This window comes from Streptomyces sp. NPDC014623, assembly GCF_043088245.1.
In the GTDB taxonomy this organism is placed as follows: domain Bacteria; phylum Actinomycetota; class Actinomycetes; order Streptomycetales; family Streptomycetaceae; genus Streptomyces.
The window spans coordinates 335,402-358,396 of record NZ_JBIBZU010000003.1; the positions used below are offsets into that span (position 1 = coordinate 335,402).

General features: G+C 68.6%; 16 protein-coding genes and 1 tRNA gene. 6 read left to right on the forward strand and 11 right to left on the reverse strand.

Going from position 1 to position 22,995, the window contains the following annotated elements:
• Positions 1 to 6: 6 nt before the first annotated feature.
• Both ACF1FZ_RS07875 and ACF1FZ_RS07880 read left to right on the forward strand, forming a co-directional pair.
• On the forward strand, positions 7 to 1,407 hold the full coding sequence (locus ACF1FZ_RS07875) for a pyridoxal phosphate-dependent decarboxylase family protein (protein WP_391772489.1): 1,401 nt from the start codon (positions 7 to 9) through the stop codon (positions 1,405 to 1,407).
• Positions 1,404 to 2,837, forward strand: a complete 1,434-nt coding sequence (locus tag ACF1FZ_RS07880) for a lysine N(6)-hydroxylase/L-ornithine N(5)-oxygenase family protein (protein WP_391772490.1) — start codon at positions 1,404 to 1,406, stop codon at positions 2,835 to 2,837. Before ACF1FZ_RS07875 ends, ACF1FZ_RS07880 begins: the two co-directional genes overlap by 4 nt.
• A 67-nt stretch (positions 2,838 to 2,904) precedes the next feature.
• Here the strand turns inward: ACF1FZ_RS07880 and ACF1FZ_RS07885 are convergent, their stop codons facing one another.
• Positions 2,905 to 4,716 carry a bifunctional metallophosphatase/5'-nucleotidase gene (locus ACF1FZ_RS07885; protein ID WP_391772491.1) on the reverse strand — a complete coding sequence of 604 codons (1,812 nt, stop codon included), beginning with the start codon at positions 4,714 to 4,716 and terminating at the stop codon, positions 2,905 to 2,907.
• A gap of 259 nt (positions 4,717 to 4,975) precedes the next feature.
• On the opposite strand from ACF1FZ_RS07885, the gene pyk reads away from it, so the two are divergent.
• Positions 4,976 to 6,409, forward strand: a complete 1,434-nt coding sequence (gene pyk, locus ACF1FZ_RS07890) for a pyruvate kinase (RefSeq protein ID WP_391772492.1) — start codon at positions 4,976 to 4,978, stop codon at positions 6,407 to 6,409.
• Between the two features lie 6 nt (positions 6,410 to 6,415).
• Here pyk and ACF1FZ_RS07895 read toward each other — a convergent pair whose 3' ends face one another.
• On the reverse strand, positions 6,416 to 7,204 hold the full coding sequence (locus ACF1FZ_RS07895) for a helix-turn-helix domain-containing protein (protein WP_391772493.1): 789 nt from the start codon (positions 7,202 to 7,204) through the stop codon (positions 6,416 to 6,418).
• Positions 7,205 to 7,290: 86 nt separating this feature from the next.
• Positions 7,291 to 7,374: transfer RNA gene (locus tag ACF1FZ_RS07900), tRNA-Leu, on the reverse strand.
• Positions 7,375 to 7,468: 94 nt separating this feature from the next.
• Here ACF1FZ_RS07900 and ACF1FZ_RS07905 point away from each other — a divergent pair.
• Positions 7,469 to 8,125: an ANTAR domain-containing response regulator gene (locus ACF1FZ_RS07905; protein ID WP_014156831.1), complete on the forward strand. Its 657-nt coding sequence runs from the start codon at positions 7,469 to 7,471 to the stop codon at positions 8,123 to 8,125.
• A 74-nt stretch (positions 8,126 to 8,199) separates the two neighbouring features.
• Here the strand turns inward: ACF1FZ_RS07905 and ACF1FZ_RS07910 are convergent, their stop codons facing one another.
• The 7 genes from ACF1FZ_RS07910 to ACF1FZ_RS07940 form a co-directional block, all read right to left on the reverse strand.
• Positions 8,200 to 8,916, reverse strand: a complete 717-nt coding sequence (locus tag ACF1FZ_RS07910) for an ABC transporter ATP-binding protein (protein ID WP_391772494.1) — start codon at positions 8,914 to 8,916, stop codon at positions 8,200 to 8,202.
• Positions 8,913 to 9,761, reverse strand: a complete 849-nt coding sequence (locus ACF1FZ_RS07915) for an ABC transporter ATP-binding protein (RefSeq protein ID WP_391772613.1) — start codon at positions 9,759 to 9,761, stop codon at positions 8,913 to 8,915. Before ACF1FZ_RS07915 ends, ACF1FZ_RS07910 begins: the two co-directional genes overlap by 4 nt.
• A gap of 5 nt (positions 9,762 to 9,766) precedes the next feature.
• Positions 9,767 to 11,500 carry a branched-chain amino acid ABC transporter permease gene (locus tag ACF1FZ_RS07920; RefSeq protein WP_391772614.1) on the reverse strand — a complete coding sequence of 578 codons (1,734 nt, stop codon included), beginning with the start codon at positions 11,498 to 11,500 and terminating at the stop codon, positions 9,767 to 9,769.
• A gap of 5 nt (positions 11,501 to 11,505) precedes the next feature.
• Entirely contained in the window at positions 11,506 to 12,438 is a 933-nt protein-coding gene (locus ACF1FZ_RS07925) for a branched-chain amino acid ABC transporter permease (protein ID WP_391772495.1), read from the reverse strand.
• Between the two features lie 99 nt (positions 12,439 to 12,537).
• The gene (locus ACF1FZ_RS07930; RefSeq protein ID WP_391772496.1) at positions 12,538 to 13,776 is read right to left on the reverse strand and encodes a branched-chain amino acid ABC transporter substrate-binding protein; all 1,239 of its coding nucleotides are present in this window, start codon (positions 13,774 to 13,776) and stop codon (positions 12,538 to 12,540) included.
• Positions 13,777 to 14,374: 598 nt separating this feature from the next.
• A complete protein-coding gene (locus ACF1FZ_RS07935; protein ID WP_391772497.1) occupies positions 14,375 to 14,845 on the reverse strand; it encodes a PaaI family thioesterase in 471 nt (156 codons plus the stop codon).
• Between the two features lie 85 nt (positions 14,846 to 14,930).
• A complete protein-coding gene (locus tag ACF1FZ_RS07940) occupies positions 14,931 to 17,201 on the reverse strand; it encodes an FdhF/YdeP family oxidoreductase (RefSeq protein ID WP_391772498.1) in 2,271 nt (756 codons plus the stop codon).
• 233 nt (positions 17,202 to 17,434) lie between these two features.
• Between ACF1FZ_RS07940 and polA the strand changes: the two genes are divergently transcribed.
• Positions 17,435 to 20,146 carry a DNA polymerase I gene (polA, locus tag ACF1FZ_RS07945; RefSeq protein ID WP_391772499.1) on the forward strand — a complete coding sequence of 904 codons (2,712 nt, stop codon included), beginning with the start codon at positions 17,435 to 17,437 and terminating at the stop codon, positions 20,144 to 20,146.
• Positions 20,147 to 20,223: 77 nt separating this feature from the next.
• Here the strand turns inward: polA and ACF1FZ_RS07950 are convergent, their stop codons facing one another.
• Positions 20,224 to 21,087, reverse strand: a complete 864-nt coding sequence (locus ACF1FZ_RS07950; protein ID WP_391772500.1) for a DUF4184 family protein — start codon at positions 21,085 to 21,087, stop codon at positions 20,224 to 20,226.
• Positions 21,088 to 21,273: 186 nt separating this feature from the next.
• Here ACF1FZ_RS07950 and ACF1FZ_RS07955 point away from each other — a divergent pair, with 186 nt between their 5' ends.
• Complete coding sequence (locus tag ACF1FZ_RS07955; RefSeq protein ID WP_391772501.1) at positions 21,274 to 22,965, forward strand: lytic transglycosylase domain-containing protein; 1,692 nt, start codon at positions 21,274 to 21,276, stop codon at positions 22,963 to 22,965.
• The last annotated feature ends 30 nt before the right edge of the window (positions 22,966 to 22,995 follow it).

Genomic DNA, 22,995 nt, shown 5'->3' on the forward strand with positions numbered 1-22,995 from the left:
CCACCCATGCCCACCCCGCCCCTCGCCGGAGGCGCCGCAGGCCCTGCCCACCTGCGCCCCCTCATCGACACCGTCCTCACCGCACTCCACGACGGCGCCACCCGACGCAACGGCCCCCTCCCCGCCGGCGGCCCCGGCACCGTCACACACAACCTCCACCGCACCACCGGCCCCCTCATCCCGAACCACGGCACCGGCGCCCACCACGCCCTCCGCACCCTCGTCACCGCACTCACCGAAGGCGCCGCCGACCCCGCACACCCCCACTGCACCGCCCACCTCCACACCCCGCCCCTCGCACTCGCCGCCGCCGCCGACCTCGCCGCCTCAGCCCTCAACCCCTCCATGGACTCCTGGGACCAAGCCCCCGCCGCCTCCGCCCTCGAAGCCGCCCTCACCACCGCACTCGCCGCCGAGATCTACCCCCACACCCCCCACCCCGACGCCCTCATCACCACCGGCGGCACCGAATCCAACCAACTCGCCCTGCTCCTCGCCCGCGAACGCCACGGCCCCGTACAAACCATCTGCGCCGCCAACGCCCACCACAGCATCACCCGGGCCGCCTGGCTCCTCGGCCTCCCCCGACCCGTCGTCATCCCCGCCCCCACCGGCGTCATGGACCCCACCGCACTCCACGACGCCCTCACCCGCCACCACGGCCCCCTCCTCGTCACCGCCACCGCGGGCACCACCGACACCGGCCAGATCGACCCCCTCACCGACATCGCCGACCTCACCACCACCCACCACGCCGAACTCCACATCGACGCCGCCTACGGCGGCCCCCTCCTCTTCAGCCCCACCCACCGCCACGCCCTGCGCAGCCTCCACCGCGCCCACAGCGTCACCCTCGACCTGCACAAACTCGGCTGGCAACCCGCATCCGCCGGCATCCTCGCCGTCCCCAGCCACCACGACCTCACCCCCCTCCACCACCACGCCCCCTACCTCAACGCGGACGACGACACCGACGCCGGCCTCCCCGACCTCCTCGGCCGCTCCCTCCGCACCACCCGCCGGCCCGACGCCCTCAAAATCGCCGTCACCCTCCAAGCACTCGGCCGTGACGGACTCGCCGACCTCATCGACCGCACCATCAACACCGCCCACCACCTCGCCGACCTCATCGACAACGATCCCGGACTCGAGCTCTACGACCGCCCCACCATCACCACCGTCCTCTTCCGCCCCACCCACACCGACGACACCACCCTCGCCACCACCCGCCGCACCCTCCTCGACCAAGGACACGCCGTACTCGGCCGCGCCCGGGCCGACAACCGCCTCTGGTTCAAAGCCACCCTCCTCAACCCCCACACCACCCCCGACGACCTCCAACAGCTCCTCACCCTCGTCACCCACGCCCACGACAACGCCACCATGGAAGGCAGCACCTCCCGATGACCGACCGGACCACCCCCGAAGGCGACCGGACCCACGACCTCATCGGCATCGGCCTCGGCCCCTTCAACCTCTCCCTCGCCGCCCTCGCCCAGGGCATCCCCACCACCCCCGGCACCCACCCCCTCACCACCGCCTTCTACGAACAACGCCCCGCCTTCCACTGGCACCCCGGCCTCCTCATCGACGGCGCCACCCTCCAAGTCCCCTTCCTCGCCGACCTCACCACCCTCGCCGACCCCACCAGCCCCTGGACCTTCCTCAACTACCTCCGCACCCGCGACCGCCTCTACCCCTTCTACTTCGCCGAGCAGTTCCACATCCACCGCGCCGAATACGACGCCTACTGCCGCTGGGTCAGCGAACAACTCCCCACCATCCACTTCAACCACAGAGTCGACGCCATCCGCTGGGACACCGGCCACTCCCTCTTCGAAGTCGACCACACCCAACTCACCCCCGACGGCGAAGCCACCGCAACCGGCCGCACCCGCACCCACCACATCGCCCTCGGCGTGGGCACCGCACCCTTCATCCCCGAACCCCTGCGCCCCCTCGCCGAAGCACCCGGTACTCCCGTCATCCACTCCGCCGACTACCTCCACCACCGCGAAGAACTCCTCCGAGCCGACCACATCACCGTCATCGGCTCCGGCCAGTCAGGCGCCGAAATCTTCCTCGACCTCCTCCGGGCCCGTCCCCTCGGTGTCGAAAGAATCCACTGGCTCGCCCGCACCCAGGCCTTCGCACCCATGGAGTACTCAAAACTCGGCCTGGAGCACTTCACCCCCGACTACACCCACTACTTCCACGCACTCCCCGAACACGTACGCGACGCCCTCGTCCCCCAGCAATGGCAACTCCACAAAGGCATCGACACCGACACCATCGCCGCCATCCACGACGAGCTCTACCGGCGCACCCTCCACGGAGGCTGGCCCGACGCCACCCTCACCCCCGGAGTCAACGTCCGCACCGCAGGCCGTCTCTCCGGCCCCGGCACCCGCATCGAACTCCACCTCGAACACACCCAACAAGCCACCCGAAGCCGCCTCACCACCGACGCCGTCGTCCTCGCCACCGGCTACCGCGAACGCCCCCTCGACACCCTCCTCACCGGCATCGCCCCCCACATCCGCCGCGACACCCGAGGACGCCCCCGCATCCACACCGACTTCCGCCTCGACCTCGACCCCGCCCTCACCGGCAACATCTACGTACAGAACGCCGAACGCCACACCCACGGAGTCGGCGCCCCCGACCTCGGACTCGCCGCCTGGCGCAGCGCCACCATCCTCAACAACGTCACCGGCACCACCCCCTACCCCCTCCCGCAACGCACCGCCTTCACCACCTTCGGCCTCACCCCCCGTCCCACCCCCGCCCTCCCCGCGCAGAGCAGCTCGCCCACACCCCTCACACAAGACCACTGACCACACGAAGGCGGCCGCCCTCCACCAGGAGAACGGCCGCCACGACGCGCCGGAACACACCCGCCGGTCAGAACACCGGCACGCCATCCCGCGTCAGACGCCAGTCCACCGAAGCGAACTCCGCCGGATCCACCGAACCCTTCGCCTGAACCCACCCGATGATCGTGTTCCGAATCTCATCCGAATTCGCCCACAACTGCTTCGCCCCAGGCACGTGCGGGAAGTTACCGCCGCCACTCGCCCGGTAGTTGTTCACCGCGAACACGAACTCCGCCGCCGGATCCACCGGCGCACCCTCGAACGACAACCCCACGATCCGCGAACCCACCGGCTTCGCGACATCCACGTCGTACGTCACACCCGACACCACGTCATAGTTGTAATCCGGAATGTTCTCCGCATTCGTCAACTTCGACGTGTCCACCGGAGCCCCGGCCGCCGTCCGCACGTAATACCGCGCCGAATACTCCAGATAGTCCTTCAGCTGCGCGCCCGTCAGGAGCCGCGCCTCCAACGTATTCTCGAACGGATACAGCCCCGCAGCATCCCTGATCGTCACCTCACCCGCAGGAATCGCCGCCGTACGCGAGAAACACGCCGCCTGCGACAGCACCGGCAACGCCGCGTACTCACTCCCGGCCAGTGCCTCCTTCACCGTCTCCGCCTGCACCAGATTGATCAGATCGATGACCGGCTCGTCCTTCCACGGCGCCTCAGCCGTCGACATCGCCGCCACCGACGTACCGATCACCTGGTTCACATATGCCACCACCTTCGTGTGCTCGTCCCCGAGCAACGACGTGATCCGCGGATCCTCCTCCACCGTGTTCGAGTTCAGCACCGAAGCACCGACCTTCTCGACCACCCAGCGGCCCCTCTCCCACACCAGATCGAAATCGAACAGCGTCAGCCGCTGCCCCCACTTCAACGGCTCCGAGAGAACGACCTGCTTCCCCGTCTCCTTGTTCGTCACGAAATACTCGGGAATCTCCGAGTGCGCGTGACCCACCAGAATCGCGTCGATGCCCGGCACCTGCTCCGCCACCAGACCCGCCGCGTTCTCGACGTACGGCAGCTGATCCCCGTACGACGACGTACCCGACGAACCCGAATGCGCGGAGACGATCACCACATCCGCACCCATCGAACGAAGCTTCGGTACCCACTTCGCCGCCTGCTCCTCAAGGCCCGGGAACACCATCTTCCCGCCCACGTTCGCCTTGTCCCAGATCGCGATACCAGGATTCGTCAACCCCAGCACCGCCACCCGCACATCACGACCGTACGGCGTACGCATCCGCTTGATCACATACGGGACGAACGCCGGCCGCAGCGTCTTCGCGTCCAGCGCGTTCGCACCCAGCAGCGGGAAATCACACTGCTCCTCGAACTTCCGCAACACCGGAATGCCGTAATTGAACTCATGGTTCCCCAGTGCCGCCGCGTCATAGCCGATCTTGTTCATCGCCTGCGCCATCGGATGCACCGGACCGCGCTTCGCCGTGATCGGATCGACCTTCGCGTAGTAATACGACAACTGGGTGCCCTGGATCGTGTCACCCGCATCGATCAGCAACGTGTTCCGGCGACCCCGGTCCTCACGGATCTGCTCCACCAACGTCGAGATCTTCGCCAGCCCGACATCGTTGTGCGCCTTGTCGTCGAACTCCTGATCCGTGAAGTAGTCCCAGTTGAAGACATTGCCGTGCAGATCCGTCGTCCCCATCACCGTGAACGAGTACCGTCCCGGCGGCCGCCCGTGGCCGCGCCCCCTCGGCTCCGAGGCCGCCGCGGCCCCCGCACCGACCCCTCCCACCAGGGCCGCACCCGCACCGGCGACAGTCGAACGGCCCAGAAACGTCCTACGGTTCAACGGCATCCTTGACTCCTCGTTCGAGCGAACAACGCGCGTAGATTCTGGCCCAGGCGCCACACCGCGCAACACCCCCGACAGGTTGCGATCCGGTGACCGGCCCCACCACCCCGCAGCCGCACCCACCCGCCGGGCGCGCCCGAAGGTGCTCATCGGAGCACCCCGCCGCACAATTCAACAGTTGTCAATAACCTTTCACGCAAAGGCCGTTGGGCAGTCACGCGGAGACAATTACCTACCCGCAGGTAAGGTCTAGGCTCGAACCATGCGCCGAGCAAAAATCGTCTGTACTCTGGGACCCGCAACCGACACATACAAGCAGATCAAGGCACTCGTCGAAGCGGGAATGGACATCGCCCGCCTCAACCTCAGCCACGGCACCTACGCCGAACACGAAGAGCGCTACCACCACGTACGCAAAGCATCCGAGGAAACCGGTCGCAGCGTAGGAATCCTCGCCGACCTTCAAGGCCCGAAGATCCGCCTCGGCCGCTTCGCCGAAGGCCCCGTACTCCTTGAACGCGGCGACGACTTCACCATCACCGTCGAACCCATGGAAGGCGACCGCACCACCTGCGGCACCACCTACGACGGCCTCGCCGCCGACGTCACCACCGGCGAACGCATCCTCATCGACGACGGCCGCGTCACCCTCGAAGTCACCGAAGTCGACGGACCCCGCGTCCACACCACCGTCATCGAAGGCGGCATGGTCTCCGACCACAAGGGACTCAACCTCCCCGGCGTCGCCGTCTCCGTCCCCGCGCTCTCCGAGAAAGACATCGAAGACCTCCGGTGGGCCCTGCGCACCGGCACCGACATCATCGCCCTCTCCTTCGTACGCACCGGACGCGACATCGACGACGTCCACCGCATCATGGACGAGGAGAACCGCCGCCTCCCCGTCATCGCCAAGGTCGAGAAGCCCCAAGCCGTCGACAACATCGACGACATCGTCGCCGCCTTCGACGGCATCATGGTCGCCCGCGGCGACCTCGGCGTCGAAATGCCCCTGGAACAAGTCCCGATCGTCCAGAAACGCGCCATCAAACTCGCCAAACGCAACGCCAAGCCGGTCATCGTCGCCACCCAGATGCTCGACTCGATGATCGACAACTCACGCCCCACCCGCGCCGAAGCCTCCGACGTCGCCAACGCCGTCATCGACGGCACGGACGCCGTGATGCTCTCCGGCGAGACCAGCGTCGGCAAATACCCCGTCGAGACCGTCCGCACCATGGCACGCATCGTCGAGGCGGCCGAGGAAGACATCCTCGCCAAGGGCCTCCCGTCCCTCACCGACCGCAACAAGCCCCGCACCCAGGGCGGCGCGGTCGCCCGCGCGGCAGCCGAGATGGGCGACTTCCTCGGCGCCAAATTCCTGGTGGCCTTCACCCAGAGCGGCGACACCGTCAAACGCCTCTCCCGCTACCGCTCCCCGATCCCGCTCCTCGCCTTCACCCCTGACCCGGCCACCCGGGCGCAGCTGAACCTGACCTGGGGCGTCGAAACGTTCCTCGGGCCGCACGTGAACTCGACGGACGCGATGGTGGCGCAGGTGGACGAGGAACTGCTGCGGATCGGCCGCTGCCGGAAGGGCGACATCGTGGTCATCACGGCCGGCTCCCCGCCGGGAGTCGCCGGCTCCACGAACCTGGTACGGGTGCACCACATCGGCGAGGACGACAGCCCGGAGTAACGGTCGTCAGTACTTCGGCCCGACGTGAGCGTCCATGAGGGCCACGGACGCCCGTCGGGCTACGGAGATGTTGTACCCCTTGCCCGCGCGGGTGCAGTGGGTCCACTCGATGCCGAGCTTGTCCAGGGTGTCGGTGTAGAGCTGCCGGATGTCGTCGGAGACATTCGTGAACCAGTACCGCGGGTATTCGTACCGCTTGCGGACGCCGCCGACCATGCGAGTGGTCCAGTTGATGATGCGGCAACCGTCGGAATGGACGAGTCCACGGACGAATGGCCAAGGGTTCGCGTCGACGAGTTCTTGTTGCCAGGCCTCCAACGCGATCTCACGTTCGTGTTTCCTGCGTGGGCCATGTTGGGGGAACAGGCAGAGAAGGTGCTTCGAGTAGACCTTGATGTTATGGCAGCCGGGTTTACGGACCCGGCATGTGGCGTTGTCCGGGAACACTTTGTGGATTGCCGCCTCTGCTTCGTCCTGGATGCCCGGCCAGCAGTCGTCCAGTGTGATCATCATGCTCGACACCCGGTGCTGAGCGGGCTGGCTGATGTGGCCATCCCCCAGGTAAAGGCCGAGGAGATAGACGTAGTCGGCTCCGGCGAGCCCGACGCCGTCGCACCGGTGGCAAGAAGGGGTCCTGGTGCCAGGGCAGGTGTTCCGCTTGGAGCGCTCCATGTGCAGCCAGTAGGAAACCGTGCCGCGCGGCACATTCAACCGGCGGGCGACATCCGCGCCATTGGCGCCGGAATCGAGTAGGTCCAGCGCCTTTTGGCGAACTGTCATTCCGTGGAAGATCATGCCACCACTCTGTGTGATGTCATGATGCGATGCGTAGCAGAATGTGGATGTTCACGAGAACGTGAGCATCCGCATCTGGTGATGTGTGCCGGGTATGGGATTCGAACCCACATGCCCTTTCGGGCAGAGGTGTTTGAGACCTCCGCGTCAGCCAATTGCGCCAACCCGGCTTGCTATCCGGTCAGCAGTGTACCTGGTGACCACGAGGTGTGGCAGGTAGGTAGGCTGCTCCGCAGCAGTTCCTGCCCCATACCGAGGAGCCCCGTGACCACGCCCGAGTCGCCCCAGCCCGTAGACGCCGCCGACGACGACAAGTCGCACGTCCCGCCGCTGACGACCCGCGTCGTCATCGCCGAGGACGAGGCGCTCATCCGCCTCGACCTCAAAGAGATGCTGGAGGAAGAGGGCTACTCGGTCGTCGGTGAGGCCGGGGACGGGCAGCAGGCCGTCGAGCTGGCCCGGGAGCACCGGCCGGACCTGGTCATTCTCGACGTGAAGATGCCGGTCCTGGACGGGATCTCCGCCGCCGAGAAGATCACGGAGGAGTCCATCGCCCCCGTGCTGATGCTCACCGCGTTCTCGCAGCGGGATCTGGTCGAGCGGGCCCGGGACGCCGGGGCGATGGCGTACCTGGTGAAGCCGTTCAGCAAGAGCGACGTGGTGCCTGCCATCGAGATGGCGGTGTCCCGGTTCGCGGAGCTGAAGGCGCTGGAGAGCGAGATCGCGGATCTTTCGCAGCGGCTGGAGACGCGGAAGCTGGTGGACCGGGCGAAGAGCATCCTGCAGACGGATTACGGGCTCTCCGAGCCGGCGGCGTTCCGCTGGATCCAGAAGACGTCGATGGACCGCCGTATGTCGATGCAGCAGCTGGCGGAGGCGTTGATCGAGGACGCCGAGGAGAAGAAGAAGGCGGCCGAGTAGGTCCGTCTGTGTGTACGGGAAGGGCCCGCTCCCCGGACGTCCGGGGAGCGGGCCCTTCCCGTGTCGCGGGGTGTTCAGTCCTCGCCGAGGTAGGCCTTGCGGACCGACTCGTCGTGGAGGAGGTCGGCGCCGGTGCCGGAGAGGACGACCTTGCCGACCTCCATGACGTGGCCCTGGTCCGCGAGGGAGAGGGCCGCCTGGGCGTTCTGCTCGACGAGCAGGATCGTGGTGCCCGCCGCCTTGAGTTCGACGATGGTCTCCATGATCTTCTGCATCATGATCGGCGAGAGGCCCATGGAGGGTTCGTCGAGCATGAGCAGCTTGGGCTGGGACATGAGTGCGCGTCCCATGGCGAGCATCTGCTGCTCGCCTCCGGAGAGGGTTCCGGCGGCCTGCTTCCGGCGTTCCCCGAGGATGGGGAAGAGGTCGTAGGCGCGCTGGACGTCCTTCTCGATGCCTGCTTTGTCGGTGCGGAGGAAGGCGCCGAGCTGGAGGTTCTCCGTGATGGTGAGGCGGGGGAAGATGTGGCGGCCCTCGGGGGAGTGGGCGAGGCCCAGTGCCACGATCTTGTGGGCGGGGACGCCGGCGAGGGGCTTCCCGTCGAAGAGGATGCGGCCTCCGGAGGGCTTGAGGAGGCCGGAGAGTGTGCGCAGGGTGGTGGTCTTGCCCGCGCCGTTGGTGCCGATGAGGGTGACGACCTGGCCGGCTTCGACGGTGAAGGAGATTCCCTTGACGGCTTCGATCTTGCCGTAGGCGACCCTGAGGTCTTCGACCTCGAGCAGTGCGGTCACTGGGCTTCCCCTTCTGTGCTGGTGGTGCGCTCGGCGTTGTCGGCCTTCTTGGGGGTGTCGGTCTCGAAGGGCGTGCCGAGGTAGGCGGCGACGACGCGTTCGTCGCTCTGGACGACGGCGGGTGTGCCTTCGACGAGTTTCTCGCCTTGTACGAGGCAGGCGACGCGGTCGCAGAGGTTGAAGATGAAGCGCATGTCGTGCTCGATGACGAGTACGGCGATGCCCATGTCGCGTATGGCGAAGATGAGTTCTTCGGTGACGCGGGTTTCCTGCGGGTTCATGCCGGCGGTGGGCTCGTCCAGGAGGAGGAGGCCGGGGTCGCTGGCGAGGGCGCGTGCGATCTCCAGCTTGCGCTGGTCTCCGTAGGGGAGGTTGCGTGCGAGGTGGTCGGCCTTGTCCTGCAGGCCGATGAACTCGAGGAGTTCCATGGCGCGTGTGTGGGAGGCGGCTTCGGCCTTCTTGAACCCGGGGCCGCGCAGGAGTGCGGACCAGAGTCCTTCCTTGGTCCTGGTGTGGCGTCCGACGAGGACGTTCTCCAGGACGGTCATGTTGGCGAAGAGGCGGATGTTCTGGAAGGTGCGGGCGATGCCTGCCTGGGTGACGAGGTGGGGCTTGGGGGGCAGGACGGTGCCTTTGTAGCGGACCTTGCCTTCGGTGGGGATGTAGAGGCCGGTGAGGCAGTTGAAGAAGGTGGTCTTGCCTGCACCGTTGGGGCCGATGAGGCCGACGATCTCGCCGGCGTTGACGGTGAGGCCGACGTCACGTACGGCGGTGAGGCCGCCGAAGCGCATGGTGACGCCGGAGGCGTTCAGGACCGGAGCGGTCTCGTTGGTGGTGGTCGTCATGTCGTTCACGCCCCCGCCTTCACGGTGCCGACGCCGGAGTCGGGCAAGGTGCCCTCGGGTGTGTCGAGTTGGCCGGTCTCGTGGTATTCGAGCCGGGCCCGCCTGTTGGCGATGAGGCCTTCGGGACGGAAGCGCATCAGGAGGATGAGTGCGAGGCCGAAGCCGAGGAGCTGGTAGTCCTGGAGGAACTGCAGCTTCGCGGGGATCATGTAGAGGAGTGTGGCGCCGATGAGGGGTCCGCTGATGGTTCCCATGCCGCCGAGGATGACCGCGGCGAGGAGGAAGGCGGAGTTGGGCGGTACGGGGCCGGCGAAGACGTACATCTCGGGGACGACGGTGCTCTGTACGTGTGCCTGGACGGTGCCGGCGAGGCCGGCGAGGGTGGCGCCGAGGGCGAAGGCGATGAGTTTGACGCGGAAGCCGTTGATGCCCATGGCGGTGGCGGCGGTCTCGTCCTCGCGGATGGCGACCCAGGCGCGGCCGATGCGGGAGCTGCCTGCGCGGCTGAAGACGAGGACCACGAGGATCATCGCGAGGAGCATGAGCAGGTAGTAGTTGGCGTATCCGCCGAGTTCGATCCCCAGGACGGTGTGGGATTCGCCGAAGTCGTATCCGAAGAAGACGAGGTCGGGGATGTTGGGTACGCCGTTGGGGCCGTTGGTGATCTGGGGTCCGGATACGCCGTCGAGGTTGCCGACGGTGATGCGGAAGATCTCGCCGAAGCCGAGGGTGACGATGGCGAGGTAGTCGCCGCGGAGGCGGAGGGTGGGTGCTCCGATGACGACGCCGAAGATGAGGGAGACGGCGGCGCCGGTGAGGACGGAGGCCCAGAAGGGGAACTGGATGTCGAAGGCGGATGCGGTGGTGCCCGACACGAGGGCGGCGGTGTAGGCGCCGACGCCGAGGAAGGCGACGTATCCGAGGTCGAGGAGTCCGGCGAGGCCGACGACGATGTTCAGCCCGAGTGCGACGGTCGCGAAGATGAGGATGTTGACCGCGATGAGGGTGTACTGGTCGGTGCTCTGGGTGAAGGGGAATGCTGCGGCGGCGACGAATGCGGCGGCTACGGCGATGGAGCGGTGTGTGGTGGTGAGTGCCGAGAGCCGGGCCATGAGGCCGGATTTGAAGAGGGCGGCGACGGCGAAACCCGCGGTGATCATGTAGCCGGTGAAGAGTTCGGCGTACTCGGTGTCGATGCCGTAGGTGACGACGAAGAGGCCGATGCCGAAGGCGGCGACGATGATGAGGATCTCGGCCCAGGAGGGGAGGTTCTTGGGGCGGGGCGCTGTGCGGGTGTCGTCGGGGAGGAGGAAGGTGAGGAGGGGGACGGCCGAGGTGACCGCTGCGACGAAGCCGCCGGGTTCGAGGTTGACGATGCCGCCGAGTTCGACGGCGATGGCTACGACGGTGAACCAGGTGGTGCCGAAGGCGCCGAGGGCCAGGAACTGGAGGGCTTTGGTGGTGCCGGTGGGGGCGAGCCAGCGGAGGCCGCGGATGTCGAGGGCGGCGAGTGCGTACAGGAGTACGAGGACACCTGCGACGAGGGTGAGGACCTGGAGGCCGCCGGGGTAGCCGTAGACGGTGAGGTCGCCGGGGAACTCGTCGGTGTAGGTCCAGGACAGGAAGGTGCTGGCGATGGTGGCGAGGCCGCCGAGGGCGGTGGCCCCTCGCAGGGTGGTGGTCCGGGAGCTGGTGCCGGCCGGGGTGGTGACGGCGGTTTTGGTGGTGTCGGTTGTCATGGCTCTCACGCCCGATCCGCGACGCGCTCGCCGAGCAGGCCTTGTGGCCTGACGAGGAGGACGACGATGAGAAGTACGAATGCCCAGACGTTGGCCCAGGCGCCGCCGCCGAGCTGTTGCATGCCGGGTATTTCTTCGATGTAGGCGATGGAGAGGGCTTCGGCGAGGCCGAGGACGACTCCGCCGACCATGGCTCCGTAGATGTTGCCGATGCCGCCGAGCACTGCGGCGGTGAATGCCTTGAGGCCGAGGATGAAGCCCATCTCGAAGTTGATCTGCCCCTTGTCGAGTCCGTAGGCGACGGAGGCGACGGCGGCGAACGCGGCTCCGATGGCGAAGGCCATCACGATGATGCGGTCGGTGTTGATGCCCATGAGTTTGGCGGTGTCGGGGTCCTGTGCGGTGGCCTGCATGGCGCGGCCGCTGCGGCTCTTGGCGACGAAGAGGCCGAGGGCGAGCATGCACAGGGGGGCGAGGACGAGGATGAAGGCGTCTGCGCGCTGGAGGTAGAGGTTGTCGAAGATCTTGAACGACTCGCCCTGGAATTCGGGGAAGCTGCGCGGCTTCTTCGCTTCGGGGTAGAAGCCCCACACAAGCTGCTGGAGGACGATCGAGAGGCCGATCGCGGTGATGAGCGGTGCCAGGCGGGGGGCGCCTCGCAGGGGGCGGTAGGCGAAGCGTTCCGCGGCGGTGGCCACGGCGACGGAGGCGATGGCGCCGCCGATGATCATGAGGGGTATGACCACCATGAGCGAGGTTCCGCTGGGGAGTGCCAGGTAGGTGGTGAGGGCGCCGAAGCCCCCGATCATGAATATCTCGCCGTGGGCGAAATTGATGAGCTGGACGATGCCGTACACCATGGTGTACCCGATGGCTATGAGGCCATAGAGCGCGCCGAGTGCGAGACCGTTGGCCAGCTGTTGCGGCAGTTCGTTCACCGCAGTGCCTCCGATGAGCTTGTCGGATATGACACCGCGCGAGGGTGCTGTTTGCACCCTCGCGCGGTCAGGAGCGTGTGCTGGGGGTGTGCTGGGTGGTCAGTCTTCGAACGTGGCGCTCTCGACGTCCTTCCAGGTGCCCTTCTGGACCTCGTAGACGGTGAGCTGCTTGTTGGTGGTGTCGCCGAACTCGTCGAAGGAGACCTTGCCGGTCACGCCGTCGAAGGAGACCTTGGCCATGGCTTCGGTGACCTGGGCGCGGGCGTCTTCGGGGAGCTTGCCGTCGTTGTCGGCGACGACGGCCTTGACGGCCTGGATGATGGCCCATCCGGCGTCGTAGGAGTAGCCGCCGTAGGCTGCGAACGGGTCCTTGTAGCCGACTGCGTTGTAGTCCGTGATGAACTGCTTGGCGGTCGGGAGGGCTTCGACGGGGTAGCCGACGGAGGTGGCGAAGTCGCCGTCGTTGGCTTCGCCGGAGGCGCTGATGAAGGCGGGGTCGTAGATGCCGTCACCGCCCATGGTGGGGATCTTGGCGCCGGTCTTCTTGATCTGGTCGGAGAGCAGGCCGCCTTCGGGGTACTGGCCGCCGTAGTAGACGGAGTCGGCGCCGGAGCTCTTGACCTTGTCGGCGGTGCTGGAGAAGTCGGTCTCCTTCACGGTGACGTGGTCGGTGCCGACGACCTTGCCGCCGAGGCGCTTGAACTCGGCGGAGAAGATGGCTGCGAGGCCGGCGCCGTAGGTCTGCTTGTCGTCGACGACGAAGACCTGCTTCTTCTTGGCCTTGTTGAAGAGGTACTGGGCGGCGAACTTGCCCTGGACGACGTCGGTGGCGCAGGTGCGGAAGTAGGTCTTGAAGACGCGCTTGGAGTCGCCCTTGCCCCAGTTGTCGCCCTGGCTGAGGGCGGGGTTGGTGTTGGCGGGGGAGACCTGGGTGAGGTTGGCCTTCTCGAAGACGCCCTGCATGGACTGGGCGACGCCGGAGTTCAGGGGGCCGACGGCTCCGAGGACTTCCTTGTTGCCGACGAGTTTGGTGGCGTTGGCCTGTCCGGAGGCGGGGACGGCCTGGTCGTCGAGGGCTTCGATCTTGAATTCGATGCCGGGGACCTCGTTGTTCTTGTTCGCGGTCCTGGCCGCGAGGTCCACGGAGTTCTTGATTCCCTGGCCGAGTGCGGAGAGGGATCCGGTCAGCGGGGCGTCGACGCCGATGACGACGGTGGTCTTGCCGCCGCCGCTGTCGCTGTCGCCCTTGCTGTTGTCGTCGCGCGACCCGCAGGCGGTGAGTGTGAGTGCACCGGTGGTGAGCACTGTGGTGAGGATGATCAAAGAACGGTGTCGCACGAAAGGTCCTTTCCCTGGCGCGGCCTCCTCTGCATGAGGTGCCGTGACTACGCCGGGCTGTACTGGGTGGTACAGGGCCGTGCAGCAGATACGCCCGGCGGCGCGGTGACTGGCCGTGACTCTAAGGGCAGGCCGGGGGGTGCGGGATGGGTGAGGTGATGATGTGACTGTCTTGTTATGCCATGGGGAAGGCTTGTTGGCCGCGGTGTGAAGGTGTGCGGCTTTTGCCCGGGCGGTGGAATGACCGCATGGTGAGAACGCGCAGCTCTGCTAAGGGGCTTGGGGTGATCTTGGTGCTGTCGCGTGGCTCGGGGCGTAAGGGGCACGGGGGGCGGCCTGCCGACTGTGCGAGGGCGGGCGCACGAGGTTTTTCATGTATTGCGCATATATTACGCAGTGTTACATGTGTGGGTTGTGTGTGCTATGCCGCGGAGTGGTGGGATGGCTGAAGTGGCTCACGGGACGGGTGGGGCGGTCAAGGGTGTTGACCCCGCGTGTCCGCCGACTGCCCGCGATCGCCTCGGACATGGGTCTGCCCGGTCCGGAACGCGGTGAGCTTTCCGGACCGGGCAGAGGGCTCGGGGAGGGGCGGGGAGGGTCAGCCCGCGGTGGGGCCGGGGGCGTCGCGGAGCAGGCAGGTGAGGCGGGCGGTGCAGACACGTTTGTCGTGCTCGTCGGTGATGACGATCTCGTACGTGGCGGTGGAGCGGCCGCGGTGGACGGGGGTGGCGGTGCCCGTGACGAGGCCGCTGCGGGCGCCGCGGTGGTGGGTGCAGTTCAGGTCGACGCCTACGGCGATCTTGGTGGCACCGCCGTGGAGCATGCTGCCGACGGAGCCGAGGGTCTCGGCGAGGACGGCCGAGGCGCCGCCGTGGAGCAGTCCGTAGGGCTGGGTGTTGCCCTCGACGGGCATGGTGCCCACGACGCGTTCGGCGGAGGCTTCGACGATCCTGACGCCCATGCGCTCACCGAGGTGGCCGGCGGAGAAGAGGGCGGGGAGGTCGACGCCGAGCGCCGCGTACTCGTCGATGATCTCCTGGGGGAACGTGGGTGCGGTGTGCTCGCCCATGGGGTCCGGCTCCGATCGTGTGCGGTCGCTGCTGTCTGCCCTGTTCTTACCAGACGGCTGAGCGTGCGCTTAGGGGTGTGGGCGGTCAGGCCGTCTCGAACCGGACCACGACCGATTTGCTGGCCGGGGTGTTGCTGGTGTCGGCGGTGGCGTCCAGGGGGACGAGCACGTTGGTCTCCGGGTAGTACGCGGCGGCGCAGCCGCGGGCGGTGGGGTAGTGCACGACGCGGAAGCCGGGGGCGCGGCGCTCGACGCCGTCCTTCCACTCGCTGACGAGGTCGGTGTAGGAGCCGTCGGCGAGGCCGAGGGCGCGGGCGTCCTCGGGGTTGACCATGACGATGCGGCGGCCGCCCTTGATGCCGCGGTAGCGGTCGTCGAGACCGTAGATCGTGGTGTTGTACTGGTCGTGGGAGCGCAGGGTCTGCAGCAGCAGCCGGCCCTCGGGGAGTTCGGGGTACTCGACCGGTGCGGCGGTGAAGTTGGCCTTTCCCGTGGCGGTGGGGAAGCGGCGTTCGTCGCGGGGGGCGTGGGGGAGGGCGAATCCGCCGGGCCGTGCGACGCGGGCGTTGAAGTCCTCGAAGCCCGGGACGACGCGGGAGATGCGGTCGCGGATCGTGCCGTAGTCCTTCTCGAAGTCCTCCCACGGGGTGGTGGAGGCGGGACCGAGGACGGCGCGGGCCAGGCGGGCGACGATCGCGGGTTCGGAGAGCAGGTGGGGGCTCGCGGGGGTGAGGTTGCCGCGTGAGGCGTGGACCATGCCCATGGAGTCCTCGACGGTGACGAACTGCTTCCCGCCGGCCTGGGTGTCCTTGTCGGTACGGCCGAGGGCGGGCAGGATCAGGGCGCGGGTGCCGGTGACGGCGTGCGAGCGGTTGAGCTTGGTCGAGACGTGGACGGTGAGGCGCGCCCGGCGCATGGCCGCCTCGGTGACGGCGGTGTCGGGGGTGGCGCCGACGAAGTTGCCGCCCATGGCGAAGAAGACCTTGGCGTCGCCGTCGCGGAGTGCCTGGATGGACCGTACGACGTCGTAGCCGTGGTGCCGGGGCGAGGTGATGCCGAATTCCTGGTCGAGGGCGTCGAGGAAGGCCGTGGAGGGCCGTTCGAAGATGCCCATGGTGCGGTCGCCCTGGACGTTGGAGTGTCCGCGGACGGGGCACACGCCGGCGCCGGGGCGGCCGATGTTGCCGCGCAGGAGGAGGAGGTTGACCACTTCGCGGATGGTCGGCACGGAGTGCTTGTGCTGGGTGAGGCCCATGGCCCAGCAGACGATGGTGCGTTCCGACGCGAGGATCATGGCGAGCGCCTGTTCGATGGCGTCGCGGTCGAGGCCGGTGGCGGTGAGGGTCCCGTCCCAGTCGGCGGCGCGGGCGGCCTGGGCGAACTCCTCGTAGCCGTGCGTGTGTTCGGCGATGAAGCCGGTGTCGACGGCTCCGTCGGTCTCGATGATCATTTTGTTCAGGAGGCGGAAGAGCGCCTGGTCGCCGCCGATGCGGATCTGGAGGAAGAGATCGGTGAGGGCGGCGCCCTTGAGCATGCCCCGGGCGGTCTGGGGGTTCTTGAAGCGTTCGAGGCCGGCCTCGGGCAGCGGGTTCACCGAGATGATCTTCGCCCCGGAGGCCTTGGCCTGTTCGAGGGCGGAGAGCATCCGGGGGTGGTTGGTGCCGGGGTTCTGTCCCGCGACGATGATCAGGTCGGCCTGGTGGAGGTCGTCGAGGCTGACGCTGCCCTTGCCGATCCCGATGGTCTCGGTGAGGGCCGAGCCGGATGACTCGTGGCACATGTTGGAGCAGTCGGGCAGGTTGTTGGTGCCGAACTCGCGGGCGAAGAGCTGGAGGAGGAACGCCGCCTCGTTGCTGGTGCGGCCGGAGGTGTAGAAGAGCGCCTGGTCGGGGGAGGAGAGCGCGGCCAGTTCCTCGGCGATGATCTCGAAGGCGCGCTCCCAGGTCACGGCCTCGTACCGGTCGGCGCCCTCGGGCAGGTACACGGGGTGCGTGATGCGTCCCTGCTGGCCGAGCCAGTAGCCGCTGCGGGTGGCCAGGTCGGCGACGGGGTGGGCGGCGAAGAAGCCGGGGGTGACGCGGCGCAGGGTCGCCTCCTCGGCGACGGCCTTGGCGCCGTTCTCGCAGAATTCGGCCGTGTGGCGCTTGCCGCCCTCGGGCCATGCGCAGCCGGGGCAGTCGAAGCCGTCCTTCTGGTTGACCTTGAGGAGGGTCTGCGCGGTGCGCCGCACGCCCATCTGCTGCTGGGCGACGCGCAGGGTGTGGGCGACGGCGGGCAGTCCGGCGGCGGCGTGCCGGACCGCGTCGATCCGCGGCGCGTCCTGGACCGGGTCACCGGTCGGGGGCTTGGTGGCCATGGTGCTCCCCTTCGGGCTTTCGGCCGCCTCCGGGCGCGCGGGCGCGTGTCGCGTCCGTGCGTGTCGTGGCGTCCTGTCGCTTCTTCCTGCGCCTTCACAGTCCTTTGATCCTGCCATGCACGGGTGCCGGGGGGCCGAGGGAGGGAGGGGGCGGGAAGACCGGTACCGGAGACTCCCGCGGGGCGGGCCTCGGCCGGTCCGGATTGTCAGTGGTCCGTGGCAGGATCGGGGGCGTGGCTGAGACGGCATCGAAGAAGACGGCAGACAACCGACCGCGCCTGCTCCTGATGGACGGGCACTCCCTGGCGTACCGGGCGTTCTTCGCCCTGCCCGCGGAGAATTTCACGACGGCGACGGGGCAGCCGACGAACGCCGTGTACGGCTTCATGTCGATGCTGGCGAACACGTTGCGCGACGAGGCGCCCACGCATTTCGCGGTGGCGTTCGACGTGTCCCGCAAGACGTGGCGTGCGCAGGAGTTCCCGGAGTACAAGGCGAACCGCTCCAAGACCCCCGACGAGTTCAAGGGGCAGGTCGAGCTCATCGGCGAGCTTCTGGACGCGATGCGCGCGGACCGGTTCGCGGTGGACGGTTTCGAGGCGGACGACGTGATCGCGACGCTGGCCACGCAGGCCGAGGCGGCGGGCTTCGAGGTGCTGATCGTCACGGGCGACCGGGACTCGTTCCAGTTGATCACGGACAACGTGACGGTGCTCTACCCGACGAAGGGCGTGTCGGAGCTGACGCGCTTCACCCCGGAGAAGGTCCAGGAGAAGTACGGGCTCACGCCTTCGCAGTATCCGGACTTCGCGGCGCTGCGCGGTGACCCGTCGGACAACCTTCCGGGCATCCCCGGCGTGGGGGAGAAGACGGCGGCGAAGTGGATCAACCAGTTCGGTTCGTTCGCGGAGCTGGTCGAGCGGGCCGACGAGGTCAAGGGCAAGGCCGGGCAGAATTTCCGGGACCACCTGGACGCGGTGAAGATGAACCGTGTGCTGACCGAGATGGTCCGTGACGTGGAGCTGCCGAAGGGCCCGGCCGAGCTCGAGCGTGCTCCGTACGACCGCACGGCGGTCACCGGTGTGCTGGACGTCCTGGAGATCCGTAACCCGAGTCTGCGCGAGCGGCTGCTCGCCGTCGACCCGGGCGCCGAGGAGGCCGGTCCGCCGGCGCCCGCGGCCGGTGTCGAGCTGGACGGTGCGGTGCTGGGGCCGGGTGAGGTCGCCCCGTGGCTGGAGGCCCACGGCGGGCAGCCGCTCGGGATGATGACCGTCGACACCTGGTCGCTGGGCGCCGGCACGGTCACCGAGATCGCGCTCGCCGCCGCCGGCGGGGCCGCGGCCTGGCTGGACCCGGCCGAGCTCGACGAGGCCGACGAGCAGGCCCTCGCCGCCTGGCTCGCCGACCCCGCCCGGCCCAAGGTCCTGCACAACGCCAAGAACGCCCTGCGGGTCCTCCCCGAGCAGGGCTGGCGGCTGGACGGCATCACCATGGACACCGCGCTCGCCGCGTATCTCGTCAAGCCGGGCCGCCGTTCCTTCGCCCTGGACGCACTGGCCGTGGAGTATCTCGGCCGTGAGCTGGCCCCGGCCCCCGCCTCCGACGGGCAGCTGGCCTTCGGCGCGGACGACCGCGCGGAGGCCGACGCCCTGATGGCGCAGGCCCGTGCGGTGCTGGACCTCGGGGACGCCTTCACGGTGCGCCTGAAGGAGGTCGGTGCCACCGGGCTGCTGCACGACATGGAGCTGCCCACGTCGATCATGCTGGCCCGGCTGGAGCGGCACGGCATCGCGGCCGACCGGGCGCACCTGGAGGGCATGGAGCAGCAGTTCGCCGGCGCGGTGCAGCAGGCGGTGAAGGAGGCGCACGCCGCGGTGGGCCGTGAGTTCAACCTCGGCTCGCCCAAGCAGCTCCAGGAAGTGCTCTTCGGTGAGCTGGCCCTGCCGAAGACGAAGAAGACGAAGACGGGCTACACGACCGACGCGGACGCGCTGGCCTGGCTGGCCGCGCAGACCGAGCACGAGCTGCCGGTCATCATGCTGCGCCACCGGGAGCAGGCGAAGCTGCGGGTCACGGTCGAGGGGCTGGTCAAGACGATCGGTGCGGACGGCCGTATCCACACCACGTTCAACCAGACGGTCGCGGCGACGGGCCGGCTCTCCTCGACCGACCCCAACCTGCAGAACATCCCCGTCCGCACGGACGAGGGGCGGGCGATCCGCCGGGGCTTCGTCGTCGGTGAGGGTTTCGAGACGCTGATGACGGCCGACTACAGCCAGATCGAACTGCGGGTGATGGCCCACCTCTCCGAGGACGCCGGTCTGATCGAGGCGTTCACCTCCGGGGAGGACCTGCACACGACGGTCGCCTCGCAGGTGTTCGGCGTCGACAAGTCGGCCGTCGACGCGGAGATGCGCCGCAAGATCAAGGCGATGTCGTACGGGCTGGCCTACGGGCTCTCCGCGTTCGGTCTGTCCCAGCAGCTGAACATCGACGCCGGTGAGGCACGCGGGCTGATGGACACCTACTTCCTGCGGTTCGGCGGGGTGCGCGACTACCTGCACCGGGTCGTGGAGGAAGCCAGGGCCACCGGGTACACGGAGACGATCCTCGGCCGCCGCCGCTACCTCCCGGACCTGAACAGCGACAACCGCCAGCGGCGTGAGGCCGCCGAGCGGATGGCACTCAACGCGCCGATTCAGGGCACGGCCGCCGACATCGTGAAGGTCGCGATGCTGCATGTGGACCGGGCGCTGACGGAGGCGGAGCTGACGTCGCGGATGCTGCTCCAGGTCCACGACGAAATCGTCCTGGAGATCGCGAAGGGCGAGCGGGAGCAGGTCGAGGAGATCCTGCGCCGCGAGATGTCCACGGCGGTCGAGCTCCGTGCGCCGCTGGACGTCTCGGTCGGTGTCGGTAAGGACTGGGAGACGGCCGCGCACTAGACCCGTACGTCGCGGGCCCCGCGAAGTGGAGGCCCGGAGGTTTCCTCCGGGCCTGGATGCCGGGAAGACCCGGCGGCTCAGCCGGCCGTGCGGGTCCCCGCGGTGTCCGTGCGGGGTCCGTCCGGCGGGCGCGGCCCCGGGGGCTTCCGCAGCAGCCGCATCCACGCCCCGTACAGCACCAGGCCGGCCGCCAGGCCCGCCCCGGCGCCGAAACAGGCGGTGGGGATGATGTCGAGAGGTGTGTCGACGCGCCCGAAGTAGGCGTACCAGCGGGCACACCGGTGGCCGACGCCCAGCAGGACGCACAGCGTGAGGAGTGCGCCGGCCCCTCTGCGTCCGGCCCGGCTCAGCACCGGCACGGACGCCGGTGCGGGAACCCGCCCGGTGCGCCGGAGACCCGTGTGCACGAACCACGCCAGGAGCACCAGGGCCACGGCGGAACTGCCGTACTGGACGAGCTGGAACACCGGGTGGCCGCCGACGCTCCGGTCGAGGACGGGGAACAGCTCCGTGCCCCACCGGTCGTGATGGGTGAAGGCGTCCCACACGACGTGGGTCCCCGCACCGATGACCGCGGACAGGAAGAACCACACCGCCTCGCGGAGGGCAGGGCCACCGGGCTCCCGGCGCCGTCCCCGTACGAAGGTGTGCACGCGCCCCTGCGCCGCCCCGGGCAGCAGCGCGACGAGCGGTTCGCGCAGCATCAGCCAGAGTGCCACCAGAGCCCCGGTGATGAGGACATCGACGGTGAACACTCCCCATACGGCGTGTGTCACCTCGCCGAACTCCATCGCCCCGGGGACGGCAGTGTCCGCGTAGTAGGTGATGTCGGGTGCGAACGATCCGGCGACGAGCGCGGAGGCGGACAGCGAGCCTCGGCCCGTGCCCGACCTGCGGATTCCCGGGAGCACGGCTGCGGCATGGCTGAGCGTGAAGGGCATGGCGGCAAGTATGCGTGAGCCCGTGTCACCCGCCCGGAACATTCTGGTGAATTGACGCCCGGAAAGCTGAGAAAACGGTAAGAAGCAGCCGGGGACCGGTGTTCGGGCGGAGGGAGTTGTCGTAGGGTCGCCTGAGTTCTCGCGCGGGGAGCGCGGACAGCCGTCGACGGGGAGGGACCGACACCTATGGCAGCGCAATTCGGCCGCAGACTGCGCAGGGGGGCCACCACCACCGCGGTGGCGGCGGCCGCCGTGGCGGCCCTGTCCGCCTCCCAGGCTCCCGGCGCACCGCAGCCCGGTGACCAGGCGGCGGCCGGTGCGACTCCGCCCGGCGAAACCGCGGCCACCGGAAACTCGCCCTACCACACGGACCTTCCGCCGCTCACCACGCCCGACAAGCCCGGTGCGTCCGTGAACCTGCCCGTGACCGGCAGTGCCGAAGCGGGCATCCCCGCCTCGGTCCTGGCCGCGTACAAGAGGGCCGAGCAGGCCGTCGCGGGCACCGACGCCGCGTGCCGTCTGCCGTGGCAGCTCCTCGCCGCGATCGGCAAGGTGGAATCCGGTCAGGCCCGCGGCGGCAAGGTCGATGCGAACGGCACCACCTTCTCCCCGATCCTCGGCCCGGCGCTCAACGGCCAGGGCTTCGCACTCATCAAGGACACCGACGGCGGAGCGTACGACGGTGACTCGACCCACGACCGTGCGGTCGGCCCGATGCAGTTCATCCCCTCCACCTGGGCCCGATGGGGCCAGGACGGCAACGGTGACGGGCGCAAGGATCCCAACAACATCTACGACGCGGCGCTGGCGGCCGGGCGTTACCTCTGCGCGGGCCCCCGGGACCTGTCGCTCGCCACGGACCTCGATCAGGCGGTGCTGAGCTACAACCACTCGACGGAGTACCTGCGCACGGTGCGTTCCTGGTTCGACTACTACAAGCGCGGCACCCACGAGGTCCCGGACGGCACGGGCGTCCTCCCGTCGGTCCCGGGCACCGGCACGCTCTCCCCGTCGCCCACGCCCCCCGCCGCGACCACCCCGCCGGCCACCTCCCCGCCGACGACACCTCCGCCGGCGACGCCTCCGGCCACGACGCCTCCGCCGGCCACGACGCCTCCGGCCACGACGCCTCCGCCCACCGAGCCGACACCTCCGCCGACCACACCCCCGACCACACCCGCGCCCGGGAAGACCCTCGGCAGCCTCGAGAACGCGGGCACCGGCATCCTCACCGCCACGGCCGGCGAGGAGTTCACCGAGCGCGTCAAGGTCCGGGCGAGGAACATGCTCGGCGCCCCGCTCGCCAAGACCCCGGTCACCTTCGCCCTCGTCGGTGAGACGGACACCCGCTTCGCCGGCGGGAAGAGCACCGTCACACTGGCCACCGGGGCCGACGGCACCGTCACCGCTCCCGCTCTGACGGCCGGCGAGGAAACGGGCACCTTCAAGGTGACGGCCGTCGCCGGCACCGCCAAGCCGCGCATCCTGACCTACGACGCGCGTGTCACGGCCCGGGTGGCGGACACCATCGCCCGGACCGGTGACAAGGACCTGATCGCCGCCCCCGGCGCCGAGTTCGCCGACCGGATCGAGATCAGGACCACGTACAAGGGCACGGGGGTGGCGGACACCGCCGTCACCGCCACGATGATCACCGATGCGGATACGCCCGCCGAGAACGACAAGGGCCCGTACTTCAAGGACGCGAACGGCGAACCCGTCCGCACCCTGGACCTGATGACCGGCGCGGACGGGCTCCTGGAGCTCCCGAAGATCTACGCCGACGCCACGGCTGGCACCTATGAACTGCGGCTCACCACCGCGAGCGGAGCCACGCTGACCATCGAGCTGAAGATCGCGGCACCCACGGCGACCTGACCTCCACGGAACCAGGGGCGTCCGGATCCC

What these genes read in the sequence shown, in the direction of transcription:
- ACF1FZ_RS07885 (WP_391772491.1), bottom strand. Translation starts at nt 4,716, where the DNA reads ATGCCGTTGAACCGTAGGACGTTTCTGGGCCGTTCGACTGTCGCCGGT.
- ACF1FZ_RS07920 (WP_391772614.1), bottom strand. Translation starts at nt 11,500, where the DNA reads ATGACAACCGACACCACCAAAACCGCCGTCACCACCCCGGCCGGCACC.
- ACF1FZ_RS07955 (WP_391772501.1), top strand. Translation starts at nt 21,274, where the DNA reads ATGGCAGCGCAATTCGGCCGCAGACTGCGCAGGGGGGCCACCACCACC.
- ACF1FZ_RS07875 (WP_391772489.1), top strand. Translation starts at nt 7, where the DNA reads ATGCCCACCCCGCCCCTCGCCGGAGGCGCCGCAGGCCCTGCCCACCTG.
- ACF1FZ_RS07880 (WP_391772490.1), top strand. Translation starts at nt 1,404, where the DNA reads ATGACCGACCGGACCACCCCCGAAGGCGACCGGACCCACGACCTCATC.
- ACF1FZ_RS07915 (WP_391772613.1), bottom strand. Translation starts at nt 9,761, where the DNA reads ATGACGACCACCACCAACGAGACCGCTCCGGTCCTGAACGCCTCCGGC.
- ACF1FZ_RS07940 (WP_391772498.1), bottom strand. Translation starts at nt 17,201, where the DNA reads ATGGCCACCAAGCCCCCGACCGGTGACCCGGTCCAGGACGCGCCGCGG.
- ACF1FZ_RS07935 (WP_391772497.1), bottom strand. Translation starts at nt 14,845, where the DNA reads ATGGGCGAGCACACCGCACCCACGTTCCCCCAGGAGATCATCGACGAG.
- ACF1FZ_RS07950 (WP_391772500.1), bottom strand. Translation starts at nt 21,087, where the DNA reads ATGCCCTTCACGCTCAGCCATGCCGCAGCCGTGCTCCCGGGAATCCGC.
- ACF1FZ_RS07895 (WP_391772493.1), bottom strand. Translation starts at nt 7,204, where the DNA reads ATGATCTTCCACGGAATGACAGTTCGCCAAAAGGCGCTGGACCTACTC.
- pyk (WP_391772492.1), top strand. Translation starts at nt 4,976, where the DNA reads ATGCGCCGAGCAAAAATCGTCTGTACTCTGGGACCCGCAACCGACACA.